General features: G+C 61.3%; 28 protein-coding genes. 14 read left to right on the plus strand and 14 right to left on the minus strand.

From position 1 onward, the window contains the following. Positions 1–15: 15 nt before the first annotated feature. On the minus strand, positions 16–441 hold the full coding sequence (locus tag VI234_RS11910) for a ribbon-helix-helix domain-containing protein (protein ID WP_008311874.1): 426 nt from the start codon (positions 439–441) through the stop codon (positions 16–18). A 231-nt stretch (positions 442–672) separates the two neighbouring features. Between VI234_RS11910 and VI234_RS11915 the strand changes: the two genes are divergently transcribed. From VI234_RS11915 to VI234_RS11925, 3 genes are all read left to right on the plus strand, one after another. Further along, on the plus strand, positions 673–2,028 hold the full coding sequence (locus tag VI234_RS11915; protein ID WP_336330123.1) for a sulfatase: 1,356 nt from the start codon (positions 673–675) through the stop codon (positions 2,026–2,028). A gap of 120 nt (positions 2,029–2,148) precedes the next feature. Further along, on the plus strand, positions 2,149–2,583 hold the full coding sequence (locus VI234_RS11920; RefSeq protein WP_336330124.1) for a universal stress protein: 435 nt from the start codon (positions 2,149–2,151) through the stop codon (positions 2,581–2,583). Positions 2,584–3,045: 462 nt separating this feature from the next. Further along, complete coding sequence (locus VI234_RS11925; RefSeq protein WP_008311867.1) at positions 3,046–3,243, plus strand: heavy-metal-associated domain-containing protein; 198 nt, start codon at positions 3,046–3,048, stop codon at positions 3,241–3,243. Positions 3,244–3,352: 109 nt separating this feature from the next. Here the strand turns inward: VI234_RS11925 and VI234_RS11930 are convergent, their stop codons facing one another. Continuing rightward, positions 3,353–3,616: an MTH865 family protein gene (locus VI234_RS11930; protein ID WP_008311865.1), complete on the minus strand. Its 264-nt coding sequence runs from the start codon at positions 3,614–3,616 to the stop codon at positions 3,353–3,355. A gap of 61 nt (positions 3,617–3,677) precedes the next feature. After that, positions 3,678–3,890: a hypothetical protein gene (locus tag VI234_RS11935; protein WP_008311863.1), complete on the minus strand. Its 213-nt coding sequence runs from the start codon at positions 3,888–3,890 to the stop codon at positions 3,678–3,680. A 230-nt stretch (positions 3,891–4,120) separates the two neighbouring features. Here VI234_RS11935 and VI234_RS11940 point away from each other — a divergent pair, with 230 nt between their 5' ends. Then, positions 4,121–5,311, plus strand: a complete 1,191-nt coding sequence (locus VI234_RS11940) for an outer membrane protein assembly factor BamB family protein (protein WP_008311861.1) — start codon at positions 4,121–4,123, stop codon at positions 5,309–5,311. Between the two features lie 6 nt (positions 5,312–5,317). Then, complete coding sequence (locus VI234_RS11945; protein WP_336330125.1) at positions 5,318–5,944, plus strand: hypothetical protein; 627 nt, start codon at positions 5,318–5,320, stop codon at positions 5,942–5,944. A gap of 41 nt (positions 5,945–5,985) precedes the next feature. Here the strand turns inward: VI234_RS11945 and VI234_RS11950 are convergent, their stop codons facing one another. From VI234_RS11950 to VI234_RS11990, 9 genes are all read right to left on the minus strand, one after another. Then, complete coding sequence (locus tag VI234_RS11950; RefSeq protein ID WP_336330126.1) at positions 5,986–7,284, minus strand: DUF6498-containing protein; 1,299 nt, start codon at positions 7,282–7,284, stop codon at positions 5,986–5,988. 427 nt (positions 7,285–7,711) lie between these two features. Continuing rightward, positions 7,712–9,505 carry a sensor histidine kinase gene (locus VI234_RS11955; RefSeq protein ID WP_336330127.1) on the minus strand — a complete coding sequence of 598 codons (1,794 nt, stop codon included), beginning with the start codon at positions 9,503–9,505 and terminating at the stop codon, positions 7,712–7,714. 368 nt (positions 9,506–9,873) lie between these two features. Further along, entirely contained in the window at positions 9,874–10,317 is a 444-nt protein-coding gene (locus tag VI234_RS11960) for a MaoC family dehydratase (RefSeq protein WP_008311856.1), read from the minus strand. A gap of 207 nt (positions 10,318–10,524) precedes the next feature. After that, on the minus strand, positions 10,525–11,940 hold the full coding sequence (locus VI234_RS11965) for a sodium-dependent transporter (RefSeq protein WP_008311855.1): 1,416 nt from the start codon (positions 11,938–11,940) through the stop codon (positions 10,525–10,527). 176 nt (positions 11,941–12,116) lie between these two features. Beyond that, positions 12,117–12,815, minus strand: a complete 699-nt coding sequence (locus VI234_RS11970) for an ABC transporter ATP-binding protein (RefSeq protein ID WP_336330128.1) — start codon at positions 12,813–12,815, stop codon at positions 12,117–12,119. Then, positions 12,815–13,621, minus strand: a complete 807-nt coding sequence (locus VI234_RS11975; protein ID WP_008311851.1) for an ABC transporter ATP-binding protein — start codon at positions 13,619–13,621, stop codon at positions 12,815–12,817. The genes VI234_RS11970 and VI234_RS11975 overlap by 1 nt, the downstream gene beginning before the upstream one ends. After that, positions 13,621–14,775: an urea ABC transporter, permease protein UrtC gene (gene urtC, locus VI234_RS11980; protein WP_336330129.1), complete on the minus strand. Its 1,155-nt coding sequence runs from the start codon at positions 14,773–14,775 to the stop codon at positions 13,621–13,623. Before urtC ends, VI234_RS11975 begins: the two co-directional genes overlap by 1 nt. Beyond that, positions 14,776–15,714 carry an urea ABC transporter, permease protein UrtB gene (gene urtB, locus VI234_RS11985; protein ID WP_336330130.1) on the minus strand — a complete coding sequence of 313 codons (939 nt, stop codon included), beginning with the start codon at positions 15,712–15,714 and terminating at the stop codon, positions 14,776–14,778. A gap of 2 nt (positions 15,715–15,716) precedes the next feature. Beyond that, complete coding sequence (locus tag VI234_RS11990; protein ID WP_008311846.1) at positions 15,717–17,024, minus strand: urea ABC transporter substrate-binding protein; 1,308 nt, start codon at positions 17,022–17,024, stop codon at positions 15,717–15,719. 632 nt (positions 17,025–17,656) lie between these two features. Between VI234_RS11990 and VI234_RS11995 the strand changes: the two genes are divergently transcribed. The 7 genes from VI234_RS11995 to VI234_RS12025 are packed head-to-tail and all read left to right on the plus strand — an operon-like array spanning position 17,657 to position 22,963. Then, positions 17,657–18,073, plus strand: coding sequence for an urease subunit beta (locus VI234_RS11995; RefSeq protein WP_008311844.1), 417 nt, complete (start codon positions 17,657–17,659; stop codon positions 18,071–18,073). Next, a complete protein-coding gene (gene ureC / locus VI234_RS12000) occupies positions 18,070–19,776 on the plus strand; it encodes an urease subunit alpha (protein WP_336330131.1) in 1,707 nt (568 codons plus the stop codon). Before VI234_RS11995 ends, ureC begins: the two co-directional genes overlap by 4 nt. Further along, positions 19,773–20,159 carry an urease subunit gamma gene (locus VI234_RS12005; RefSeq protein WP_008311841.1) on the plus strand — a complete coding sequence of 129 codons (387 nt, stop codon included), beginning with the start codon at positions 19,773–19,775 and terminating at the stop codon, positions 20,157–20,159. Before ureC ends, VI234_RS12005 begins: the two co-directional genes overlap by 4 nt. Beyond that, complete coding sequence (gene ureG / locus VI234_RS12010) at positions 20,156–20,779, plus strand: urease accessory protein UreG (protein ID WP_008311839.1); 624 nt, start codon at positions 20,156–20,158, stop codon at positions 20,777–20,779. The genes VI234_RS12005 and ureG overlap by 4 nt, the downstream gene beginning before the upstream one ends. Continuing rightward, positions 20,779–21,678 carry an urease accessory protein UreD gene (locus tag VI234_RS12015; protein WP_336330132.1) on the plus strand — a complete coding sequence of 300 codons (900 nt, stop codon included), beginning with the start codon at positions 20,779–20,781 and terminating at the stop codon, positions 21,676–21,678. The genes ureG and VI234_RS12015 overlap by 1 nt, the downstream gene beginning before the upstream one ends. Beyond that, complete coding sequence (locus VI234_RS12020) at positions 21,678–22,277, plus strand: urease accessory protein UreE (protein ID WP_336330133.1); 600 nt, start codon at positions 21,678–21,680, stop codon at positions 22,275–22,277. Before VI234_RS12015 ends, VI234_RS12020 begins: the two co-directional genes overlap by 1 nt. After that, complete coding sequence (locus VI234_RS12025) at positions 22,274–22,963, plus strand: urease accessory protein UreF (protein ID WP_336330134.1); 690 nt, start codon at positions 22,274–22,276, stop codon at positions 22,961–22,963. Before VI234_RS12020 ends, VI234_RS12025 begins: the two co-directional genes overlap by 4 nt. Before the next feature lie 88 nt (positions 22,964–23,051). On the opposite strand, the gene VI234_RS12030 is transcribed toward VI234_RS12025, so the two are convergent. Further along, the gene (locus VI234_RS12030) at positions 23,052–23,612 is read right to left on the minus strand and encodes a class I SAM-dependent methyltransferase (RefSeq protein WP_336330135.1); all 561 of its coding nucleotides are present in this window, start codon (positions 23,610–23,612) and stop codon (positions 23,052–23,054) included. A 1-nt stretch (position 23,613) separates the two neighbouring features. Then, a complete protein-coding gene (locus VI234_RS12035) occupies positions 23,614–24,054 on the minus strand; it encodes a DUF302 domain-containing protein (protein WP_008311833.1) in 441 nt (146 codons plus the stop codon). A 455-nt stretch (positions 24,055–24,509) separates the two neighbouring features. On the opposite strand from VI234_RS12035, the gene trxA reads away from it, so the two are divergent. Both trxA and VI234_RS12045 read left to right on the plus strand, forming a co-directional pair. After that, the gene (gene trxA / locus VI234_RS12040) at positions 24,510–24,923 is read left to right on the plus strand and encodes a thioredoxin (protein ID WP_336330136.1); all 414 of its coding nucleotides are present in this window, start codon (positions 24,510–24,512) and stop codon (positions 24,921–24,923) included. A gap of 265 nt (positions 24,924–25,188) precedes the next feature. Next, complete coding sequence (locus tag VI234_RS12045; protein ID WP_336330137.1) at positions 25,189–26,439, plus strand: M20 family metallopeptidase; 1,251 nt, start codon at positions 25,189–25,191, stop codon at positions 26,437–26,439. Positions 26,440–26,474 lie beyond the last annotated feature (35 nt).

The raw sequence follows: 26,474 nt of genomic DNA on the forward strand, positions 1-26,474 counted from the left end.
GCTCCGGGAAACGACCTATTCGTCTTCGGTTTCGCGCTGTCGGTAGGGTTCGAGCAAGTCGTCGAGGAGCAAACAGCGGGGGTCAGTGACGGGGTACGCAGTGTCGATGTACTCTTCTGCCGTCTCGATGTCACCGCGAATCGCGAACTGCCGGACGCGCGCCGCGTTCTCGTAGAAGTTCTCGTTGATCTCCGGCGACATCTCGGCCCCGCTGGAAGCCGGCTGGTGCTGGAAGACCTCTTTCTGTAGTTCGTCGAAATCAACCATTTCGGGCTCGTAGTCCTCGATCTCCGAAAGGACGTACTCGACGGCGAAGCGTTGAAACTCGGACTTGTTCGAGAAGACGCCCTCCGCTACCATCTCCTCGACGCAGTCCATCACCGTTTCGGGAAACCGGACCGTCGATTTGACCACGTTGTTGTTACCAGACTGTCGACCCATATAAAATATACTCACGCGAGGCCCGACCCAGTGCGTCTTGAGAGCATAGCGTAGCTCCAGCAGCGACGAACTGCCTCGAAGTGGTGAGAATATCGTGAGCGGCTTGTATCGCGGCGAGAGACAAATCAGACGCGTACTGGTAGAAGATCTCTGGGCAGGTCACTGGTGCTATCTTGGAAAACCACGATTACAGAACATACTTTTGCCGTGGACACCTTCTAAAGCCTGACAATGGGTCGCCCGAACGTGTTACTCGTCGTTCTTGATTGTGTCCGTGCGGCGAACACCTCGCTGTTGGGTCATCGACGCAGGACCACCCCCTTTCTCGAAGCGTTCGGTCGTGAGGCGACGGTGTACACGCAGGCACGGACAACCGCGAGCTGGTCGCTGCCGGCCCATGCGAGTCTGTTCACCGGTGTTCCGTCGGAGGGCCACACGCTCAGGATTACCGAGCGGCTGCAACCCGGCCAGACGATCTTCGATTTCCTCCGCGACGAAGGCTACGAGACCGGCGTGTTCACGGAGAACCCGTATCTCACGGTTCATCCATCCGGGCTCAGCGACAGCTTCGAGACCGTCGTCACGGAACGGCCCGATTCGACAGACGTTGACGACCCGTCCGAGACACGCAACGGTGTCGACGGCTTCTGGTACGCCGACGAGCTGACTGAGTGGGTCGACGAGCAAACGGGGTCCTGGGCCGCGTGCCTCAATCTGATGGACGCGCACATGCCGTACGCGACACGGGACGCCTACGACGAGTGGGGTGCGGACTTGTACTGGGGAATGCACGACGAACTCCCGATCAAGTGGGAGTGGAGCGTCTACGGAGAGCAACTCCCGCCGGGCGTCGGGCAGCTACTCGAACCGCTGTACGACGGCGCGATTCGACAGACTGACGCTATTTTGGAGCGGGTCATCACCGACCTGAAAGCACGCGGCGTTTTAGACGACACGCTGGTCGTCATCACGTCGGACCACGGTGACGGGTTCGGAGAACCGCCACAGGCGGCCACCGAGCCACCGGCCGTCATGCACGGGATGGGGACACAAGAGGAACTGTTTCACGTCCCACTGGTCGTCCGAGGTCCGGGGCAGACCGAGGGGCGGCGAATCGAGTCCCTGGCGACGCTGTCGCGGTTTCCCGACGCCGTGCTGGCTGCCTTTGACGGCGAAGCGGACGACGCTGGGTGGTTCGTCGCACCAGACGGGCAGACGACTGCGTACCAGACACCACCGACCGGGCAGACAGCGGAGTACGCCGAGCAGTACACTGACGAACCGGACCGGTTCCGACAGCCCGCGTCGCTCGTGTACCAGAACGGACCCGGTGACACCGTATACAAGCGCGCAGCGTGGGGAGAGGATGAGTACGAAGCGGTCGTACGGGGCCGGCGGTCCGAACCCAGCGACGGAACGCCTATCGACCGCCCGCCGTCGGACGTTGTCGCTGACTCCGCAGAGCAAAGTGAGACGCTCGAAATCACCCAACTCGCTGCCGGGGAGGACGAAATGGCAGAATACGATATCGATGGCTTCGACGACGTCGACCTCGAGTCGCGGTTGGAGCGACTCGGCTATCTCTAAGTCGGTGCCACGCAGGCCTGCACCGAGCACCGTCCGCCACAATCGTGGTACGGCTACCGTGTTTGCGATGCCTGAACAGAATCGAAAGGGATGTTTGTGACAACTTGATTTGTACGAACGATGTATAGCGATATTCTCGTTCCAACGGATGGGAGTGCGTCAATGGAGCAGGTACTGGAACACACAATCGACATTGCCGACGGGCGGGATGTCACCGTCCACGCGCTGTATGTCGTCGACGACCGAGCGTTCCTGTCGATGGATGACGAGATGCAGGACGAGGTGCTAGAGAACCTGCGAACGGAGGGCGAAGAGGCCACGTCGGTCGTCCGAGACACGCTGGAACAGGAAGGAATCGAGGTCTCGACAGCTATCAAGCGGGGCAAACCAGCAGACCGCATCGTATCGTACGTTGCTGACGCCGACATCGACCTGATTACGATGGGAACGCAGGCAGACAAGTACGAAAAGAACATGCTCGGGAGTACAGCGCAGAAAGTCGTCACGAAGTCGTCCGTTCCGGTACTCACTGTTGACATTTCCGAGTCGGACTAGGAGAGTTTGTAGTCACACACTGGCCGCAAGCAGTTCTCCAGCGGTAGCGATTGTTACGGGCTCGACGGACCGTGGTGCGACTTGAGCAGGCCAGGACAATCCCATCACCCGTCGCTTAAAAGTTCCAGCAGCCGCGTCGCTCTTGGACTAGACCCGCTGCCAATCGGCTGTGCGAGCCACGGACACGCCTCGGCGGTACTTACTGTAGCGCGGTCAGAACCGGATGCTGAGAGTAGTTCCGTTATCGGCGTGACTGGCCGAGCGCCGCTGGGCGTGAATCCGAAAGGGTTCGATACTCCCTTGTGTTGAGCACAGAGCCAAGTATTGGTAACAATCTAATATAGAAGTACTATGTAATGAATTGTTGAATTTAACTATATTCATTCAGATGTCATTATTAGGTGCTGTTCTGGCGGGTAAGTCGCAACTCAGAAGTTCTGCGCATCCTTCGTCAAAACTGCTATGTCTACGACGTTGACCGTCGAAGGGATGAGTTGTGGTCACTGTGAGCAGACCGTCGAGGAGGCCATCGAGGCGCTCGCTGGTGTCCAAGGCGCTGAAGCCGACAAAGACGCCGAACAAGTGTCTGTCGACGGCGACGTCAGCACAGAACAACTCATCGCCGCTGTGGAGGACGCGGGGTACGACGCAGAGACCTGAGACAGCCCCACCGCGAATACTGTTGTAGCTGTTGTCGACACGACTTCGTTAGCTACTGCTAAGTAGCGAATACCCATCACGCAGTCAAGCGGTGTGAGGAAAATCCCGCTCAGTCGAACAGCCCTTCTTTCCGAAAGCCGGCCATCAGATCGTCGATAAGGGCCGCAGCCGTCTCGTAAGGATAGTCCTGATACTCGGCGTATTCTGTGCCAAAATCCATCACCCCGATGCGGACATCCCCTGCTTCGAATGTCGTACTCGGGCCGTCCGGCAGAACTGGTACCAGTTCCATCGGTTCCTCGACAGGGTACTCTGCGCTGGTGAAAACCGCCTCTAATTCCGCTCTAAGCTGCTCGGCAGTGTCGTCTGTCATACCGGTGACTTGGTTGAGAGAGACAAAAGGCTTGTTCTGTGCCAACGGTAGGAGGAGCGCATCACTCGGTGTAGCCGAGGTCGCGGAGGTTTTTCAGGATCTCTTCGTCTTCGACGGCAGTATCGATGGCTTCGTCCACGATATCCTGTCGCTGTTGCACTACTTGCAGAAGCTGTCGCGCACTTCTGAGTTTGTATCGGACTTCGGGGTCGTCCACGTCGTCGAAAGCGCCCTCCAGCAGTTCGTCGATTGTGGCGAGTGTCGTTTCGGCCATAGAACCGCTATTGGGAGTGATTTACTAAGTTTTGCTGGATTTTCCCGGGAAGTGAGCCTCGAATAATAGGAGAGAGGGAGTCTCCCACACTGTTGCTCAGAATGTGTGTGAGTCTTCCGGACAACCGAAGGTTGGGATTCCTGCAGATTGCGATATTGTAATAACATTTTTTATCGAGCTATTGGAACGAGCAGTCGATGCCCTCCAGGTCGCGGCGGACATTCCTCGGAATGGTCGCCACCGGATCAGTCGCCAGCATCGCTGGCTGTTCGTCGTCGTGCCCTGACGACGGCGCACCAGACCCATCGCATACAGTCGAACCGGGTATCGACAGCGCCGGCTTCGAAACAGTGCCCGACGGCTCGTGGCCGTTGCCGCGGTTCGACGCGACGAACACGGGCTATGCGCCAGTCGGGATGGAAACCACGACGCCGTCGGTCAGATGGCACGCAGATGTTTCAACATCGTCTGGTGACGGTGAAACCACCGGTGCAAGCGCGGGGGTTGTCGCCGACGGAACTGTCGTGCTAACGACGGCGACCGGTGTCGTCGCCCTATCGCTCCGTGACGGTACAGAACAGTGGCGGCGCGATCTCACACCGGCGACAGTCCCGTCAGTGGTCGACCTTGGAGACGAACCAGCGCCGCCGGTAATATCCAACAATCGCGTCTTTCTCGCTACAGCAGACAGTGTCACCGCGCTTGAGATTGGAGATGGATCCGTCGCGTGGCGAAACACCGACACAGTCGGGGCAGGCGTTCCGACGGTGACTGATGACGCCCTGTTCGTTCCCACGACTGACGGGGTAGCGAGATTTGCGACCGACGACGGACGCCAGCAGTGGACGGCGACCGCCGACGGGACGAGGCTGGCCGTGGCCGACAGTACCGTCGTCATCGCCGGTGAGAAGATAACGGCAGTGGATGCCGCAGCCGGCGAGGTCCAGTGGGAACACTCGGACCGACCTTCGGGATACCCCGTCGTCTCTGACGGGACCGTCTATGTGAGCGGCACGTACGGCGACCTGATAGGCCGGTCACTCACCGACGGGACCGAGCAGTGGCGTCTCGACGACAGACGGTCACTCGAATTTCCGGTCGTGACGCCCGATAGCGTGTACGCAATCGAGCGCCCCGGTGAGTCATCCAGCGCGACGTTCGCCTTCGACCGCGTCGAAAACGGGCCACCGGTTCCCCGGTGGTGCTCGGAAATCAATATCGGTGGTGCGGTGACTGCCGCGGCTGACGACGCTGTGTTCACGTTCCAGAGTGATGATGGCCTCACCGCGTTCACCACGCGCCTGGGCGAGGCAGTATGGCAGTATCCGGCCGAGTATCAGGCTGTCTCACTGGCGGTACTCGATGGCGGAATCGTGAGCGTGTCGCCGGACGGAACCGTCGTGGCCCTCGGAGGTGAGTGACCTGCTATGTGGCGTCGCTCATATCGGCTCGCCGGTCCGATTCTCGGTTTGAGTGCAGTCTGTCTGCTCGTCACCGCAGTGCCGCTGGAACTCTGGCCGACACCGCGGCCGGGTGATTCGTATGTGTTCAACCCACCGCCGTTTAGCGCAATTTGGGTACAACGGACGCTCAGACCGGGACTCGTCATAAGCGCGAACGCGCTGCTGGTAGTCGGAATGGGCACAGTACTCAGGCGAGACAGCGCGTCGATGTCTCGCTTGCAGCGCGCGTTCGCACTCGGCGCTCTCTTTGGCGCTGGAGCCTGTTTGCTTGGCACGCTGTTGTTCACCACAGCCGGCACAAACGATATCGGGAGAGAACTCACCGCCTTCCTCATCTGGGCGCTCGCGATCCCGCTCGTGATCCTAGGACTCGTCGGCTGGGGCGCTGGCTACCTCCGGTCGGAAAGGACTCGACTCGGTGCCGCCCTCACTGTCCCACCAGTACTCGCTGTTGCGTACATCGGTCTCTCGATGGCAGGTATCGACTTCTCACCCGTTGGCAGGCTGCTGGTGATTATCCCGACGAGTGGCATGGCGCTTGTCGTCGGCTATGACCTGTGGACCGACAGCGCCGTCTCCGAGGATAGATAACGGGGCCGACGGCGACCTGTTCCAGACAACGAGTAGCCGATTCACCCAAGTAACCCAGCCCGACCGGGGATTATCGGTTCTGAACGCTCGGGCTGTCGGTCAAACACCGCGATGACCGAGGCGGCATCGGGTAGATGTGGTAGTATGTACTCCCCGTCTGCGTGTTCGATAGTAACCGTCTCTGTTCCGAGCAGCGAATCGAGCGGCGTCTGCTCGAGGCGGAGGCCACTTTCCTCCCGCGACTCGATGCGCCAGAGTGCCGTGCCGAACAGACGGTCATATGCGACGAGCGCACCAGCATCAGGGTCAATCCGGTATTCGATCGTCCCGTATCGCAATAGCTGATCGAGACACAGCAGGAGAGCCAGGATGCTAACGCTTGCGAGAACGATCACGGCGACGATGTCCCACGCACTGCCAATTGCAAACAGGACCGCAACGAGCAGCCCCATGCCACCGAGAAACAGGCTTCCTGGGTGATACGGGAGCCGGAGGAGGCCGCCGATGACCCGTCCCCAGCGAACCGGACGAACCCGCTCAGGTGCATCAGTGAGCGTCCCGTCGATAGATCGTGCCTTCGGCGGGGCCGTTTGCCAGCCGTGTTCCTCATCGTATGATTTGAAATAGACGGCAAGACGGTCGCTGTAGACGCCCAGGAGGTCGGACGTGAATTTGAAACAGACGACCATGAGTACCAGTGGTAGTCCGACGACAGTCGGGTCAAGACTGCCGAGTTCTGCTTCAGGCCCCTCCGTAGCTGCTGTTATCAGTGCCAGCGTGAGGATGCCGCCGAGAAAGACGGTTACTATCCGAGGGAACAGTCCACGAAACGCCGTCGTCGAGTTGTGTTTCCGATACTCCCCGTTGTAGAAGTAATTCCGTGCTGTCGAGACCCCCGTCAGAACGAAAATCCCGACAGTTGCCAGCAGCACACCAGTTACCGTCTCTGTGCTGGGTTCCGGCAGTGGACCGATGAGCAGGGCCCCGGTAAACAACCAAACGACTGCCAGGATTAGAACGGTAATTGGGAGCGCGAGTAGCGTCGTGAGATATATTCGCAAATCGGTTCGCGGGACGGAGAGGGCAAACTGTCGGTCCGCCAGCGGTCCCATAAGCAAGGCGCTGGTCTCAATATCCGGTGGGCGACCAGCGAACACTGCCCGAACGAGTGCCCAGACCGAGTCGACACCAAGCTCAAACCAATAGAGAAACAGCAACGCAGCCGCATTCCAGTCAAACAACCCGACACCGACAACCGGGAGAGAATTCGAGACGATGGTGCTGAGGAGTTCTGTCCGACGGCTATTCTCCCCGTAGAGAACCCGTCTGGTGAAGGGCATTATCCGAGGTGATTGCTAATAGCATATGAACGAAACGATTGCACAGCCTGCTGTACCCCGGACAACGGGGCGAAACCGCTCTCATACTGTTTTCTATAGCTATTGTAAGATATTCTCCCCGGTGGCGAAATTCCTTACAGACGTACAGCCGACAGTATCAGTAACACACCGGGAAAATAAGCGTGTGTTTTCGGAAGTATTCTTGAGCTAGCACTAGCCGGATTGTATTTCAGCCAGTGCCAGCAGTGGATCGAGTATCAGCATATACCTGTACTCATGAAAATACATATTATACGTCAGAGGGCCTGATAGACATTGTAGCGTTCTTTGTGTCATCAGGTGTCGGCTTCCTCCCCGACCACAAGGGACGGGGCCTCCGCCTCGTACTGCCTGTGAACTCATACGGCAGCAGTCGATTCACACTCCGTCACGGGTAGCGATAGCCGAAGTCAGACTGTGCAACACCGGTGAATTCGAACTTGGCACCACCGTCGGTAGACTCGGTCACACTCACGTCCCAGCCGTGGGCGTCGACGATTTGGTTGACAATCGACAGGCCAAATCCGGTCCCCGAGTCAGAAGTGGTAATACCGTGGTTGAAGACACTCTCACGTTTGTCTTCCGGAATACCGACCCCGTCGTCGGCGACGAAGAAGCCATCATCCATCTCTCCAACGGTGAGTGTCACGTTCGGGCCCGCGTGCTCCCGTGCGTTGCGATACAAGTTTTCGAAGAGATTTAGCAACCGATCCGAGTCAGCTTCGAACTCGTACTCACCAGTAATCTCGAGGGAGATGTCCTGCGTATCGACGTTTTCCCAAGCCTGCTGGGCAATTGACGAGAGGGTCACGGTTTCCGTTTCACCGATCGAGCGTCCCTGCTTCGCCAGGGTCAACATATCCTCAATGATTGCTTCCATTCGGTTGAGGGCGTGCTCAGCCTCGTCGAGGGCCGATTCATCACCTGTCTCTTTGACGATTTGGATGTGTCCGCTGGCGACAGTCAGTGGGTTCCGCAGGTCGTGTGAGACTATTCCAGCGAACTGTTGGAGTTGCTCGTTCTGCCGCTCAAGCTCTCTGGTCCGATGCTCTAGTTGTTTTTTTCGCAACTCCCGATCAGTGACATCCTTGATGAGGGCGGTCCGGCCGATAGGATCGTCGTCGCTGCCGAGGCTTGTTATCTGCGCATCGAAGCAGCGGTTCTCACCCTCCGGGGTCTCCACCCAGACATCATTAAATTCACCCGCCGTCATCGATGGGTCAAGAAAAGACGTGTCCGATGACGCAAACACACTTGGAGACACAACGTCAGTGAGTTGCTCGCCAACGATACGCTTGTTCTGTGCACCGAGTATACGCTTGCCCATCGGATTGACGTCGACGATTCTGTTTTTCCGATCCACTACGACCACACCACTTTGCATGGTCTGGATAACGGCGTTGCGGGCCATCGGCGTTAGGTCGTTCCATCGATGTGAGAAGAGCGATAAGATCCGTTCAACCGGTATGTACTGTAATCGACGGTAGCTCCCGACTGTTAATGCACTCAGGGCCGCGATGACCAGAAATCCAACGACGCTGAGGGTAAAATACCGGAATGGACTCAAACCGGTGAGCGACAGGAACGGCCCGGCGTTCAACACAAACGCACCCACCAAATTCATGAGCGTGATCTTCCGGTAGATATTCCGTGACGAACGGAACTTTCCCAGCAGGAACCAACTGCCGATTACGGCGAGTGTCCAGTTGTGGACGGCACCGAGCCACGTTCCGATCCCCCATCCGAACTCCAGCACAGTTCGAGAACCGATATCTGTCAGCGTCGGCTCTATCAAGAACAACCCAGTTGCATCGTTCGTGAGATATCCCAGTGTCCCGAGTAAGGGGGTAACTAACAGCAAACCTACCCGATGTCGTGTAATCCACTCGTCCCGCCCGGTGTAATAAAGAGCGAAGAAAAACCACGCGACGGCCGTCCAAAGGGTAGCGATAAATGTGATTTTGTTTCCAAATAGAATCAGATCGTGCGTGGTGGTGACCACGGCAACGACCTGCCCGGCCGACCAGACCGTAATGCAGACCAGCGTCAGGAACTGTGCTTGGTTTGCAGGCCGCCGACCCGATGACGTATTAAGTACTCTAGTCCAGATGAGGACAGCAGTCAGAGCAGTCATGACCGTTGTCAAGAGCAGCGGTAGTGCAATGGGAGTGAACTGGAACACGATGTACTGGTACCACTTAGCTAGATTACTACGGCCCGACTTATTTTAGTGGGAGAATTATCAATGTTGATACGTCCCCCTCTGACACCGTGAGATCAAGGGACGTCTGGTGATTCCCCACGCCGGTCAAATGGAAACCGGAGAAGTCGCTTCCCGAACTATCCGCTCACACTATCCACGCCTCCTCTCTCAGTGGTTTGTGACTAAGACTCGAATACACGTCAACACCTGAATGCGTACGTGTCAATCTCGCAGGCTGTCTCGGATTGTTCCGGCATGAGCGATGCTGCGATGCTGTGGGCCAGAACACGGCTAAAAACGAGCGGTCTCCACGTTACTGGCACGTATCCCACAGCTTGGCTATGTCGTCACGCGTCGGTCTCGCGGCGGATCATGGCTGTCGCCTCGTATGAAATAACCAGTTCGTCGTCCTGATTCAGTCCTTCGTGCCGGGTGGTGATGTACCCACGACTCGGGTCGCTGTCGGAGGGTCGCTTGTCGATGATTTCGGTTCGTAGTCGTAGCGTGTCACCGGGTTGGAGCGGCTGATGCCAGCGGAGATCGTCGACGCCGACGCCAGCCTGCGTTGCCATATCCTCGCTGTTCTCGACGTTGAGACGCATGCAGATCGCGGCGGTCTGCCACCCGGAAGCGACTAGCCCGCCGAAGACGGAGTCCTTCGCTGCGTCCGCATCGGTGTGGAACGGTTGCGGGTCGTACTTCTCGCCGAATTCTACGATCTCGGATTTCGACACAGTGTATCCATCGGATTGTCGTACGTCGCCAACCGAAACATCCTCGTAAAGTTTCATACGATCATGCACAGGGTGCACAAACAAAAACCCGGCGCGATCACCGACAGAATGCAGTTCCGTGGGTATGGCAGCAATACCGGATTCAGGAATTATTGCGATGCGTTCGAGAGTCGCTGGCGAACAATATGCAGTAAGCCAAAGCGGCGAACAAACCCTCTCGGTGGTGCCGTGCTCAGAATAGCAGCGGATTCAAGCGCGGCGTACTTAGCTCGAACTCAGTCGGTCGCTCCAGTTTCCGCTCGTAACTGCGACGGCGAGGGCAACAGTGCCGACCACAGCGATAAGCGCTCGGCCGCCGAGTCCCAGCGACATCCCGGCGAGCGACGCGAGCGTGTTCGTCAGCAAGAACAGCACGACGACGGGGAGAACCCAACTGACCGTCAGGAGCCACGGCCTGGCTAACCACCCGAAGCTTTCGGTTCCGGCGCGGAACTCCGCCAGCGCTTCCCCGCGCAGTAGCCAGCCGACGATGACGGTGAACGCGAACAGTCCGACGGTCAACATGAGGTCTGCGAGCGTGCCGGAGACGAACTGGAACACCGGGCTCGTGAGTGCCAGCCCGCTCCCGGTGGCCGCAAGCAGGACCGAGACCAGCACCGTTGCCCGGCGTCGCGGGACGCCGAAGCTGTCGACGAGCGTGGCGACCGGCGTTTCGAGCAGGCTGATACCGCTGGTCACCGCGGCCATCAACACGGTCGCGAAAAACGCCGTCGCGACGAGTTCCCCGCCCGGAAGCGTCGCAAACGCCGTCGCGAGCGCGACGAACAACGCGCCAGGGCCGCCCTGTCCGGGGTCGACACCCTGGGAAAACAGCAGCGGAATGACGACCAAGCCGGCGAGGACACCGATGAACGTGTTCGAGACAGCGATGACCAGCGTGTCTCGCGGAAGGGATGCGTTGTCGTCGAGATACGAGGCGTACGTCAGCATGACTCCAGCGCCGAGCGAGAGCGTGAACAGCGCCTGGCCCGCCGCTGGCCCGATAACGCTCAGGAAGTTGGCGGCGAGATACTCGGCGTCGAAGCTGAGATAGAACGCGTAGCCGGCGGCCGTTCCCGGCTGGGTGGCCGTCCATACCGCGAGGCCGACCAGGATTAGCACGACGCCGGGCAGCATCACCTTCGAGACGCGTTCGATACCGTGGCTCACGCCGAAGAAGACGATCCCGGCGACGCTCCCGAGAAACAGCAGGTGAAAGGCGACCGCTTCGAGGCCGAAGCTCATTGCCCCGAAGTACTGCTGGGGCTGCCCGAAGTACGCCCCGACCGGCGAGACCAGCGTGTAGCGAAGGATCCACCCGCCGACGACAGAGTAGAACGAAAGGATGACGAGTGTCGTGAGGACGTTGAACGCGCCCAGCCACGACCCCCAGCGGGAGCCGGTGAGCGAGCGAAGCGCCGCGGTCGGCGTCTGCCGGCCACAGCGGCCGAGGACGAACTCAGCGAGCAGTCCCGGGACGCCGATGCCGACGACGACGAGCAGGTAGACGATGAGGAACGCGCTGCCACCGTTCCCGGCGGTCAGCCACGGGAACCGCCAGATGTTCCCGAGGCCCGCCGCACCGCCGACAGCGGCCAGCACGAAGCCGAGGTTCGATATCCATGAGTCACGTTCGGACATTCGTGTACACGTCTGTACAGTGGGTACTCAAATCCCTGTTGATTCGGTTGCTTGCCCGTGGTTATGAAGGCGTCAGCTAGCCGACAGCCGGGCCCGTATGCCGGCTATGCCACAGCAGTCCGTATCGACTGCCAGCACGCCGCCCACTTGGCGCGAAAATGCCCCCGTAATCCGCCTCAGACCGCGAGGTACTCCGCAATCGCGTCCTCGTCGGCGATTGTCGACGGACCGAGTTCGTCGACGACCGTCCCACGCTCCATCGCGTAACAGCGGTCGGCCATCTCGCGGATGACCCCGAGGTTCTGCTCGACGAACAGAATCGTCGTTCCGAGGTCCTCGTTAATTGTCTGCATGTCCTGGCTGATTTGGTCAACGATAGATGGCTGGATGCCCTCGCTCGGCTCGTCAAGCAGGAGCAGGTCGGGGTTCGAGACCAGTGCCCGGCCGATGGCAAGCATCTGCTGTTGCCCGCCCGAGAGCGTGCCGGCCTCCTGGCTGGCCCGTTCTTCGAGGACCGGGAAGTAGTCGTATATCTGGTCGTATAGCGTCTCGTCGCTGTCCGACCGGATAGTCTCGCCCATCTTGATGTTCTGCTCGACGGTTAGCTTGGGGAACACGTCCCGGCCCTGCGGGATGTAGCCGATGCCGGCCCGTGCGCGTTCGTCGGCGGAGGTGGTCGTCACGTCGGTGCCGTCGTAGCTGATGGTCCCCTCGCTGGGCTCCAGCAGCCCCATCACCGTCTTCAGGAGCGTCGTCTTGCCGACGCCGTTTTTTCCCATCACGCCGACGATTTCCCCTTCCTCGACGGAGAGGTCCACGTCCCGCAGTATCGGTGTCGTGTCGTAGGCGGCGGAAACATCGTCGAGTTCGAGCATCACGACTCACCCCCCAGATATATCCGCTGGACCTCCGGATCGGATTCTATCTCCTCGATCGGCCCTTCGCGGAACACCTCGCCGTTGTGCAGGACAGTCACTTCTTCGGCGATGCTCGCGACGAAGTCGGTGTCGTGCTCGATGACGACGAAGGCGATTCCTTGCTCCTCGTTGAGCCGCGTGATCCGCTCGGCGATGGCTTCGCGTTCGGCCACGTCGAGGCCGGCGACCGGCTCGTCCAGCAGGAGCAAGTCGGGTTCGAGCGCGGCAGCCATCCCGATTTCCAGTTGCTGTTGCTGCCCGTGTGAGAGTTGCCCGGCATCGACGTCCTCGTAGCCGGTGAGCCCCGCGGCCTCAATGGCCTCGGCGACCAGCCGGCGTCGCTCCTCCCCGTCGGCGAACTGCTGGACGGGGAGCCTGACGTTCTCTCTAACGCTCAGGGCACCGTACACGGATGGGACCTGGAATTTCATACTGATACCGCGTGAGACCCGCTCGTGTGGGTCGAGATCGGTGATGTCGTGGCCGTTGTAGTAGATACTGCCGGCGGTCGCCTCGTACGAGCCGGTAATCAGGTTCAGCAGCGTCGACTTGCCAGCGCCGTTGGGGCCGATGAGACAGCGTAGCTCCCCTTCGGCGACCGAGAAGTCCACGTCGTCCGTGGCGGTGAACCCGCCGAACTGTTTCACGAGCCCGTCGGTCTGTAGCAGTGTTTCAGTTCTGTCCCCCGTTGCCAGCTCCGCGGCGGTCTGTCGGACGTTCGGTCCGAGCGAATCAATGTCGGATTCGGTTTCAGTGTCACTCATTAGTCACTCACCTCACTCGACGCATCAGGAGCATCAGGCCCGCCGGCTTCGCCCGGGCCGAGTCGGGCATCGACAATCTGCTGGTGGACCCACGGGACGAACCCGCCGGGGAGCACCAGAATCGTCACCAGCAACAGAGTGCCAAGCAAGACCAGCGCCAGCTCACCCGCCATCGAGATGCGGAGGTATTCGATGGCGAGCGTTGCGACGACGGCCCCAAGCAGGCTCTTTCGGCCGCCGATACTCACCCAGATGACCGGCAGCGTCGCGAACAGCAGCGAGAACACGGTCGGGTCGATGTAGACGTTCCGTGCAGCGTACAGCACGCCGGACAGGCCCGCCAGCGCGCCCCCGAGGGTGAACACGACGAACTTGATGCGGGTCACGTTGTATCCGAACATCTCGGTCCGGTCCTCGTCCTCGCGGACGGCGACCATCACGCGGCCGTAGTCCGAGTTGACCAGGACTCGCAGCCCGAGGTACGTTCCGACCAACAACACCAGCACGAGGTAGTAGAACGGGCTGAGTTCGAACGATCCGATACCGATAACCCGCATCGGGAACGGGTTGTACATGAACTGGTAGGAGGCCCCCTCAACGCCAAGGGTCAACACCGGAATGTCTGGCATTCCGTTGAAGCCGCCAAGCGCTGCCTCGCCGATAGCCCACTCGGACCCCGCGGTCTGGGCCATGAACGTGTGCATGACGATCGTCGAAACGAGCGTGATGATGGTGACGTAGACGTCACGCACCCCGCCGTAGAACATGAAGTAGCCCAGTATCGCCGCGCTGAGTCCACCGCCGACGATACCGGCGACGACAGCGGCCGTGATACCGCCCGGGGTCGCGAAGTTGATCGAGACGACGCCGAACGTGTAGGCCCCGATACCGAAGAAGACGACCTGGCCGAAGCTCAGCACACCCGAGTAGCCCCAGACGACCGACAGCGAGAGCCCCAGCAGCGCCAGCACCATGAACAGCGACAGCTGCGAGCCGTCGCCGAACACCGGGTAGACGGCGAGCGCCGCCACGGCGACGACGAAGCCGACCCAGAACCCGCGGGAGTCCCCGATCGTGTTCGGTCCCTCAAACCGGCTTCGGAGCCGGTCCGGGAGCGACCTGTTCGGTGCGCTAGTTGGTTCTGTCGATGACATTTACTCGCTCTCCTGTCTCCGTTTCCGTAGTTGTTCGATAAACCCAGTGATGCCGTCGGGGAGGAACCGGAGCGCGATGAGCGCGGCGACGAGCAACGCGATACGGCCGATGAACGTCCCGTAGAGGTTCGAGAACACGGCCAGTATCGCCCCGAGGACGCCACCCGAGAGCGCGGTCCCGAGGACGACGCTCGGGCCACCGACGACGACGGCGACGAACGACTCGACGAGGAACTGGTCCCCGAGCGTCGGCCGCATCGTGATGACCGGCGCGAAGAGTGCACCCGTCAGTCCCGCCAGTCCCGACCCGATTCCGAACGTCAGCATGTACATGCGCTCGGTATCGACACCCATTGCCCGTGCGGTCTCCTTGTCCTGTATCGTCGCCCGGGCCCGCATGCCGAACTCGGTCCGGGTAAACAGGTAGTAGGTGGCAACCAACAGCGCGATGCTGACCCCAGCCAGCACGATTCGGTACGTGGAGTAGGAGAACGCGCCGTACTCGATGGGACCGAAGGGCGTCGAGAGGCCGTCGATGGAGTTCCCGAAGGCGATTCGGGTGCCCTGGGTCAGTATCAGGCTGAGCCCGAACGTGGCGACCATCGAGTCGGCCAGCCGGTCGTACAGCGGTTCGATGATGTCCCGGTCGAGCGTCCGCTGGCTGACGTAGTTGGGCACCGCTCCGGAGATGATTACCCGCTCTGTGAGGATTCCGAAGAGGGCGGTGACGACACCGCCGATAGGAATCGCGACGGCGAGCGGAATCCCGAGGTGGGTCACGGACAACGTGGACGTGTAGGCACCGATGAGGATGAACTCCCCGTGTGCCAGATTGATGACGCCCATGATCCCGAAGATGATGGCCAACCCCGCCGCGGCGAGCACGATGAACGCGAAGCTGTCGAGGAACTGAAGCGCGAGGTTGATCCCGTTTACCATCCCTACTCGGCCTCCTCGTAGTAGTCCACCGGGGTGTACTGGGTCTGCTCCGGGTTCTCGGGGAGGTTACAGCCGGCCGTCTCCGAGAGGAACGTCTCTGGGATCTGCCGGTTCTCGACGGCTTCGACGTTGTGTTCCTCGTCGGCGCGCATAATCCACATGTGGTGGTCGACGTGGTGGGTCGCGCCGTCGAGGCGGATCGTCTCACCCTCGGGCGCTTCGGGTGCCTCCTCGGTGCCGAGTTCGATCCCCGACTCCAGGGCGTCGATGACTTCCGGCTGTTCGGTGGTACCGGCCTGCTCGACGGCTTTCTTGTACATGTACGTCGAGAAGTAGTTGGTCTCGGCCTCCTCGTTGAGGTAGGGGGCGTCGGGGTACTTCTCGAAGTACCGGTCGACGAAGCCGCCGTCGCCCGTGTTGCTGTCGGTCGGAACCTCCTCCATGTAGTTGACGCCGGCGTAGATATTGGCCATCGCCGGGGCGTCGAGCCGTCGGTGCTCGTACCCCTGTGCCATCGCCGTCGAGGTGCCGATTGGCACGTCGAGACCGGCCGAGGCTTTCTGCTCGTAGAACGACGTGTGGTTCGCGCCCACGAGCATCGACATGACGAAGTCCGGGTCCGCCTCCTGAATACGGTTGATCGTCGAGCCGAAGGATGATTCGCTGAGCGGGATGAACTCCTCGCCGAGGACGTTCGCGTCGTTCTCGTTTGCCAGCACCTTTACCCAGTCGGCCGAAAGCTGTCCGAAGTTGTAGTCGGCCGCGATGGTGTAGATGTCCGGACCGAACTCCTCGACTAGATACGGGAGGACGATGCCGAGTTGCTGCCGGGCGGTCGGTCCGACCGCGAAGGTGAACTCGTCACAGACACCGCCCTCGTACTGGGTGGTGTAGAAGTACAGCTGTTCGTTGCGGTCGATTATCGGACGTATGGCCTCCCGGGTTGCCGAGGAGTAGCCGGCCCACAGCGCGTCGACGTTCTCCTCGTTGATGGCCGTTCGAGTGAGTTCCTGATAGCGCTGGTTGTCCGATTGGGGGTCACGCTGGAACGTCTCTATTTGCATTCCGTCGATCCCGCCGTTGGCGTTGATTTCCTCGATAGCGAGCATCGACGCCTTTGCTTTCGGATCACCAACGAGGGCGAAGTTCCCGGACTGGTCCTCAAGAACGCCAATTTTGAGCGTCTCGGCGCTGCTCGCGGTATCGGTCGAAGTTCCACCTTCACCGGCCGAACAGCCGGCGAGGCCAGCGACGAGTGCGGCCCCACTCGCGCCGAGGAACTGGCGACGGCTGACGGACGGACGACTCATGCTTTCACCGCCAGTTTCTGATTGTTGTTAGAACCATTATATCCGAAGCTCTTGACCATCTCTCGTTCTTTGCTCTTGATATCCGAACGTTCGTCCATGATTTCGCTCACAGTGTTGCCGTCCGGGAGGGGGAAAATAAGGTTTACCACTCTTATCTTATATTGTCCGCCATACAGTCTGAAGAGTATAAGGTCGTCAAAGGATATGACGAATAGGCATCGAAGCCACTAGTATTAGCGTGAAAATTTGAATTATTCAGCAATTTTGGGAGAGGAGTTGTCAATACGGCAAAAATAGAAAATAATGGTATTTTTCCGGTTCGGCGGTTTATCTTGCCGCTGTCGGCCAGTTTTGTGCTCTCGACCCTCCAAATCGCCCGTCATATTCTCGCCCGCGCCCCGGGGCCACCTATCGTCGGCACTGCCAGCAGACTGGACGTGAGTCGTGTTGACTCCGAGAAGTAGGACAGTTCGATAGTCTGTCCCCTTTATCTACGGTAGAAACTTTAGCATTTAATTCGTCTGCCGATATAGAGGCGTCACTTGCGCAGAGAGCAACCATTTTAGTATGTGTATTCAAAGAGAGGGGCAGATGATAGACAAACAGTCAGAAACACTACCGGCGGTGGCGCGATGAGCGACGGACTCGTACCCGGTGAGGTCCTCCCTGGCGAGGGAACTGTAACACTGAACGAGGGTCGCGAGACGACCGAAGTGACGGTCGGTAACACCGGCGACCGGCCCTCGCAGGTTGGATCGCATTTCCACTTCTTCGAGGCCAACGCAGCCCTAGAGTTCGACCGCGAGGCTGCCATGGGAATGCGGCTGAACATCCCCGCCGGCACGGCCGTCCGGTTCGAACCCGGCGACGAGCAGACAGTCGAACTCGTCGAAATCGGCGGGAAGCGCCGCGCCCACGGGATGAACGGACTGGTCAACGGGAGCGTCGACGGCGATACGAGCGATGCTGTCGAGCGCATGCGTGCGGCAGGCTTCGGGGACACTGGCGAGACGGCAACGGACGGCGGCGACGCGGAGTCCGACCAATGACACGCGACATCGACCGCGAGAACTACGCCGAGCTGTACGGGCCAACGACGGGTGACAAGGTCCGCCTGGGTGACACGGAACTGTTCGCCGAAGTCGAGAACGACCTGCGGACCCACGGCGACGAGGCGGTGTTCGGCGGCGGGAAGACGCTCCGGGACGGGCTGGGAATGACCCCCGGCGTCACACAGGCGGAGGGCGCACTCGACTGGGTGCTGACGAATGCGACGATTATCGACCCGATACTCGGTATCGTCGCCGCCGACCTCGGAATTCGGAACGGTGAGATCGCCGGCATCGGGAAGGCCGGGAACCCCGACACGATGGACGGCGTCGACATGGTCGTCGGCCCGTCGACGGACGTCTACCCCGCCGAGGGGAAGATTGCCACCGCTGGCGGCCTCGACATCCACATCCACTTCAACTCCGCACAGCTCCACGAACACGCGCTTTCGGGCGGCATCACGACGATGCTCGGCGGCGGGTACGGCGGCGGCGCGACGACGACCACGACCGGCCCGGAGAACATCAAGCGCTTCCTGCAGGCCGCCGAAGCGTGGCCGGTTAACGTCGGTTTCTACGGGAAGGGCAACGCCTCCGACCCCGGTCCGCTCCGCGAGCAGGTCGAGGCCGGTGCCTGCGGGCTGAAACTCCACGAAGACTGGGGGTCGACGCCCGAGACGATCAACACCTGTCTCGAAGTCGCCGAGGACGAGGACGTGCAGGTGTGTATGCACACGGACACGCTGAACGAGGCTGGCTTCGTCGAGAACACGTTCGGTGCCGTCAACGGCCGGACGATGCACCTGTTCCACATCGAGGGCGCGGGCGGCGGCCACGCCCCGGACATCATGGAGATGGTCGGCGAGCCGAACATGCTCCCATCGTCGACGAACCCGTCGATGCCGTACACCGACAACACGTTCGACGAGCACCTGGACATGGTAATGGTGTGTCATCACCTCAACCCCGACGTGCCGGAGGACGTGGCCTTCGCCGAGTCCCGCGTTCGCGCGGAGACCATCGCCGCCGAGGACGTGCTTCACGACATGGGCGCGATTTCGATGATGACCTCCGACTCCCAGGCGATGGGCCGGATGGCCGAGGTCATCCCGCGGACGTGGCAGACGGCCTCGAAGATGAAGTCCCAGCGCGGCCCGCTCCCCGAGGACGAGGGGACCGGCGCGGACAACCACCGCATCAAGCGCTACATCGCGAAGTACACCGTCAACCCCGCTATCAGCGCAGGCATCGAGAAGCATGTCGGAACGCTTGAACCCGGCAAGCTCGCCGATATCTGCCTGTGGGACCCTGCGTTCTTCGGCGTCAAGCCGGCGATGACGTTCAAGGGCGGCTTCCCGGTCCACTCGGAGATGGGCGAGGCCAACGGGTCGCTGATGACCTGCGAACCGATTCTCCAGCGCGAACGGGCCGGCGCGGTCGGCAAGGCCAAACACGGTCTCTCGCTTTCGTTCGTCTCCCCAACGGCCGCCGAAGCCAACGTCGGCGAGGAGTACGGGCTCGATTCCCGTGTCGTTCCAATCGAGGGCGCACGCACGCCCGGCAAGGACGACATGGTGTACAACGACTATTGCCCCGACGACATCGAAGTCGACCCCGAGACCTTCGAGGTCCGGGTCGACGGTGACCACGTCACCTGCGAACCGTCTTCCGAACTCCCACTCGCACAGCGGTACATGCTATGAAACTCACAGCCAAAGAACAGGAACGACTCACGGTCTTTACCGCAGCAGAGGTCGCGCGACGCCGCAAGGAACGCGGCGTCCCGCTGAACCACCCCGAAGCGGTCGCCTACATCAGCGACTGGTGCATCGAGCGCGGCCGGGACGGTCAGTCGGTCGCCGAGATCCGCTCCGGCGCGTCGAAACTGCTGGGCCGCGAAGACGTGATGGACGGCGTCCCGGAGATGATCGACATGATTCAGGTCGAGCCGGTGTTCCCCGACGGTACGAAACTCGTCACGGTTCACGACCCGATTCGCTCCGACAGTGTCGGGTCGGCCGACGACGATGCACCTGAGGGGGAGACGGCGACCGATGGCGGAGACTCAGCGGGGACAGACGAATGAGTCTCACACATCGGGACGTGGCGACGGTCGGTATCGGCGGCCCGGTCGGCTCCGGAAAGACCTCACTGCTGACCGCGCTCGTCCCAGAACTTCGCGAGCAGGGCCTTGACGTGGGCGTCATCGCCAACGACATCCTCACGCAAGAGGACGCCGACGTGCTGCGCGAACGCTTTGCCGGGGTCGTCCCGGAAGACCTCGTCGCCGGCGTCGAGACGGGAGCGTGCCCGCATACGGGCATCCGCGAGGACCCGTCGATGAACCTCCAACAGATCGATTCGTTCCTGGCCGACCACCCGGAACTGGACCTGGTGCTGGTCGAGAGCGGCGGCGACAACCTCGCGGCGACGTTCAACCCCGAACTCGCCGACTACTCGCTGTACGTCATCTCGGTCGCGGAAGGGGAAGACATCCCCCGCAAGCGCGGCCCCGGCGTCGTCGATTGTGACCTACTCGTCGTCAACAAGACGGATCTCGCGCCTCACGTCGGCGCCGACCTCGACGTGATGGAGCGAGACGCCGACGAGGTCCGGGACGGACCGGTCGTCTTCACCAACTGCAAGGACGAGACGAACATCGACGAGGTGGTGTCACACGTCCGCGAAGGGGTGCTGTTCGCCTGATGGCCGCCGACGCGCCCCACCCGGCGTTCGAGGGGTATGCGACCGAGGCCGTGCCACAGGCCGCCGTAGGGTCGCCGGGGAAAGACGGCGTGCTCGAACTGACCTTCGAGCGGACGGCCGACGGGACGACTCTGGTCCACGACTACGCGACGGTCCCGTTCCACGTCTCGGGGACGCTGGGGCACGACCCCCATCCCGACGCCGACACTGTCTTCGTCCAGTCGCCGACCGGCGGCATCGCCCAGGGCGATCGCCACGACATGTCGATAACCGTTGAAGAGGAAGCCGTCGCTCACGTCTCGACCCAGAGCTCGACGAAGGTCCAGACGATGACGTGTAACTACGCCGCCGCCGACACGACCCTCAGCGTCGGCACCGACGGCCACCTGGATTACGTGCCCGAGCCGACGATTCTGCACGCCGATTCCCGATACGTGCAGGAACTGACGGTCGACCTGGCCCCCGGCGCGACCGCCGTTGTCAGCGACGTGGTCGTCCCGGGTCGCCTCGCCCGAGGCGAACGGTTCGAGTTCGAACGATACCTCTCCCGCGTGCGCGGGACCGGGCCTGACGGGCTCCTGTTCGAGGACGCAACCCATCTGACGCCGGGAGACAGGGACCCGACAGCACCCGGCGTTCTCGGCGAGTTCACCGTCTACGGGACATCATTCGTCCTCGCACCGCACCGCGACGAGGCCGAACTGAGCGACGCCTTACATGCGGCCGTCACAGACGGCGAAGCCCGGGCCGGTGCGACAGCGCTCCCCAACGGGGCCGGCGTCGCGGTCCGTGCTCTGGGCGACCGGGCCGAGACCGTCCAGGCGACGCTCCACGCGGCCTGGGACCACGCCAGACAGGAGTTAGTGGACGCGCCTGCGCCGTCCGGGAGGAAGTACTGATGCTGGTCGCAGACACCTATCTCGGTCACCGTAACGACGATGCCACCGCCGGGGCCGTCGCTACGTCGGACCACGCAACGGTCGTGCTCTCGGACACTGAACGCCAGCGCTCGCGAGTCCGCACTGAGACGACAGACGGCCGGGACCTCGGTATCGTTGTCGCCCGCGACCTCGCGGACGGCGACGTGCTGGAAGCCGAGGACGGCACCCTCGTCGTCGTCGAACTCGCCGCGATCGAGGCCCTCGTGCTCGATTTCGCCGACAGCGAGGTGTCACCGACCGCGGCGCTGGAGCTCGGTCACGCAGTCGGGAACAGACACTGGAACCTCGCGGTCCGCGACCGAGAGGCCCTGTTCCCCGTGACCGACTCGAAGGAACGGATGGAGACGACGGTCGCCGAACTGCTGCCCGCAGACGTGCCGACGCGGTACGAACACGTTCCGCCGACAACGTTCGATGATGAAGGTGTTGACCACACGCACCGCGACGGTACCGGCATGCACGACGGCGGCGGCCACAGTCACGGCGGCGGCCACAGTCACGGCGGCAGCCACGCCCACGACCACGGCGTCCGGACTATCGATGGGGGCGACCAATGAGCGACGCCGCGACGCTCGAATCGTTCCGGCTCGCGGACTCGTTCCTCCCGGTCGGGACCTACACCGTATCGTACGGACTGGAGCAGTTCATTCAGGACGACCGAGTCGACGACGCGGCGGACCTCGAAGCGCTCCTGTCGACGTACCTCCGCCGGCAAGTCGGACCTGCCGAACTCGTCGCGCTCCGGGCTGCACACGCCGCTGCAACCGATGGGAATCTCGAAGCGGTCTGTCGGGCCGACCAGCGGCTTTCGGCCGTGACGCTGGCCGCGGAGTTCCGCGAGAGCGCCAAGCAGTCCGGCGACCGACTGCTCTCGCTCCAGACGGACCTGCGCGACGAGGCGCTCCTGGACCGCTACGCTGAGCGCGTCGGCGACGATGAAACACCCGGCAACTACGCCGTCGTCCTCGGCGTCGTGACAGCGCTGGCCGGCGTGGCTGTTCGTGACGCCTGCTTGCTGTGCTGTCACGGGTTCGTCACCGGATTGCTGGGCGCGGCCCAGCGTCTCCTCTCGCTCGGGCACACGGCTGCCCAGCGAATACTGAATGACCTACAGCCGGTCATCACAGCCGCAGTCGAGGAGAGCGCGGACCGGGGGATAGACGAGATGACGCCGTTCGCCCCACTGGTAGATGTGTTGGCCGCCGAGCACGAACGCGCGGAGCGGCGGCTGTTCGCCAGTTAACGGCCGACCCACGACGGCGGTCCCTTGACACGGAGGCTCCGCGCTGCACTCGGCCATACAAAAATGACGTGACCAGTAGCCAGTTCTGTTATTCGGCACTCGCAACGAGCAGAAACGTCTCCGGTCGCACCGCCTCGAACTCGATTGTGAATCCGTGCTGGCGGAGCGCGTCCGTTGCCTCGGCGGCGGAAAACCGTTCGTCGACGGGCGGGCCGTTGCGACCGCTGCCGGAAGCCGCCCAATCAACGATGGCGAACGTCCCACCCGAGTTGAGTACCCGTGCGACCTCGTTCAGCGCCCCGTCGCTAGCGAACTCGTGGTACGTCATCGTCGAGAACGCCCCGTCGAGACTGCCGGTATCGAACGGGAGGTCGTCGACCGCACTCGTCACGAGGTCGACGTTGTCAGGGACGCCTTTCTCCCGATAGTAGTCGTGCATCGCTTCCTGGATGTCGACAGCGTACACTGATTCGACGGCCGGTGCGATGTCGTCGGTGTAGAATCCAGTCCCGCTCCCGAGGTCCGCGACCGTCTCGTCACTGTCGGGTGAGAGCGCCCAGTGCAACTCTTCTGCAGAGAGAGAGCGGTACCGTTGCTGAGCGTCTTCGAGTTTGTCGGCCCGGCCGGCGTCGAACGTGTGATACCCCATATTAGAGGTTCTGGAACGCCTCATCGACGATTTCGCCGGTGTCGGCGACGATGTCCGCCATCTCCTCGTTGTCGGGAGCCATCCCGACGAGGCGGGCGATACGCATAATCGAGACGTGATAGACGCGCTGTTGTCCGGGTTCTTCCTCCCAGATGACGACGTTACAGGCCATGAGCGCACCGAGTTTGTTGTCTGTCGCATCGAGAGCGCGGTCAGCGACTTCGGGGTTACAGGCCCCCAACACGTAGTAGGGGTCACGGTCCGCATCGATCTTCTCGTTGAGCATATCGGAGGGCGAGAACTCGACGGGGACACCGAATCCGGCGTCGGTGAACACGTCTCGGACGTGTTCGATGGCGTCTTCGTGACTCATTTCGAGCGTCGCCTGTTGTTCGCCGATGTCTTCGGGGTCGATCTGGCTCGGGTCGATTGGGAGTACCATTCGTGTGTTGTATTGTGCCTACAGAGCAAAGTCTCTTCGGATATGCTGTCGGAGGGGCGGAGCGAATTTTCGAGTTCCGGATCGAGCAGGAGGGTCGTTACTCGTCGATATTGCAACCGTAGCTCGTCGGCGGAGTATGTCTTGTTATGTGGTACTTCGGAAATGATGTGGCTATCAAATGGCTAGTAAAGTACGCCATTACCGACCACTTCCACGGGTACTGAGGCAATTCTACCTGTGAACCCCACACGATAGGCCACACCGACTTGTTGTCATATATGAGACTGGCCTGTCCCGGTTACCGTTTGAGAGAACCGACGGCTGTGATGCCGAGGGTGGGAATCGACTGCTGGTCAGGTCCAACTCTTGACTCTCGTATAAACTCCCGCAGTGCAACTCAGTATTGCAAAGGGTGTACAAAACAAATAAGTCGACCCGGTCCGAATGTCGGAGTGATGACTGACGATCTAGAGGAGATCAGACGACAAAAACTGGACGAGCTTCGTACCCGGGGAGATTCGGGTAGTACCAACGAATCTGAATCAGGAGACCCCTCCGAACCGATTACGGTCGATGGAAAAGCCGAGTTGTCCGACACGACTACCGATCACGACGTGGTTCTGGTCGACTTCTACGCCGACTGGTGTGGGCCGTGCCAGATGCTCGAACCCGTCGTCGAAACCGTCGCGGCCGAGACCGCCACGACAGTGGCGAAAATCGACGTCGACGCGAACCAGGAGCTCGCCGCCGAGTACGGCGTTCGGGGAGTCCCGACGCTGCTTCTGTTTGCCGACGGGGAGCCGGTCGAGCGACTCGTCGGAATGCAGGACGAATCACAACTGCGTGCCGTAATCGAAAAGTACGCGTGATTCGGGCGGTAGCGAGTTTACATGAGAGAAACGGAGGCAAATCCCGTCTCACAAGCGTAGGGGACTCGTAGCGGTTCATCTGGACTCCGTTCTGTAGTCGTTTCTCTCCACAGGCGGGCTCCACGTATAATACCACATAGTATTGTAATATCTGCGAAATACTTTTGCGCACACTGGTTCTATTATAAGATATGACGTTGGTCTTCACCCACCCAGAAACGGTCTGGACGACAGCAAAGGTCGTTAACGGTATATTCGGCCACACATGAGCCCCGCTGCTCCCCTCGCCTACGTTCGAGACCACCGCGAGGAACTGGTCACACTCGCCCTCGACCTCCTGGCGATAGACACGTCGAACCCGCCCGGGGATACGCGTGCGATTGTGACCGATATCGAGGAGTTCCTCGACCCGCTGCCGGTCGACGTCGAGCGGTTCGCAGTCGACCCGGCGAAGCCCAACCTGCTCGTTCGGATTCCCGGCGAGTCGGACCGAACGCTGCTGTACAACGGGCATCTCGATACGGTTCCCTTCGAGGCCGACGCGTGGACTCACGCTCCGCTCGGCGAGCGCGTCGACGACCGCGTGTACGGCCGCGGCGCGACCGATATGAAAGGTGCCGTGGCGTCGATGCTGCTTGCCATCCAGGCTTTCGCCGCAACCGACGCTGAACCGCCTGTCACGCTCCTGTTTGCCTTTGTGAGCGACGAGGAAGTGGGCGGTGACGCCGGCCTTCCCGCGCTGCTGGAGGCCGGGAAACTCGACGCGGACGCGTGCGTGATCGGCGAACCGACCTGCGAGGCGGGCCGGCACTCCGTCACGGTTGCTGACCGGGGCAGCATCTGGTTGACGCTCGAAGCCAGCGGCGAGGGGGCCCACGGTTCCCGGCCGATGCTGGGCATCAACGCGGTCGACCGACTCTACGACGCCGTCGAGACGCTGCGTGACCGCTTTGGCTCTAGACGACTCGATATCGCTCCCGAAGTGGAACCGATCGTCGACGAGTCGGTCGAATACTACGCCCCATCGCTGGGTGAAGATGTCGCGCGGGATCTGTTCCGGTACCCCACGATAAACCTCGGCATTTTCGAAGGTGGCGACGCGGTAAACAGTGTTCCGCAGTCCGCCCGCGCCGAAATCGACATCCGATTGACCGCCGGGGTTGAGACGCCCGACGTACTCTCGGACATCCGGTCCTGTGTCGCCGACTGCGAGGGGATTACGATTACAGATATCTCCTGGAGCGTCGGGACTGCCGAGGAGTCTGACAGCCCGCTCGTCGAAGCTGTCACGTCGACGGCGGCGGACATCACAGGTGAACGCGTCTTCGGCCGGAGTGCCACGGGCGGCGGCGACGCCAAGACGCTCCGGAACGCGGGTATCCCGACTGTCGAGTTCGCGCTCGGAACCGACACCGTCCACGCCCCCAACGAGTACGTCCCGGTCGATGTGCTTGTCGACAATGCAGCCGTCTACACGAGACTGCCGGCAACGTGGGCGTCACAGACAGCACCGTAGCAGTCCGTTGCGGTGTGATTTTGTCGGCGCGACTG

The organism is Haloarcula sp. CGMCC 1.2071 (assembly GCF_037078445.1).
In the GTDB taxonomy this organism is placed as follows: domain Archaea; phylum Halobacteriota; class Halobacteria; order Halobacteriales; family Haloarculaceae; genus Haloarcula; species Haloarcula amylolytica.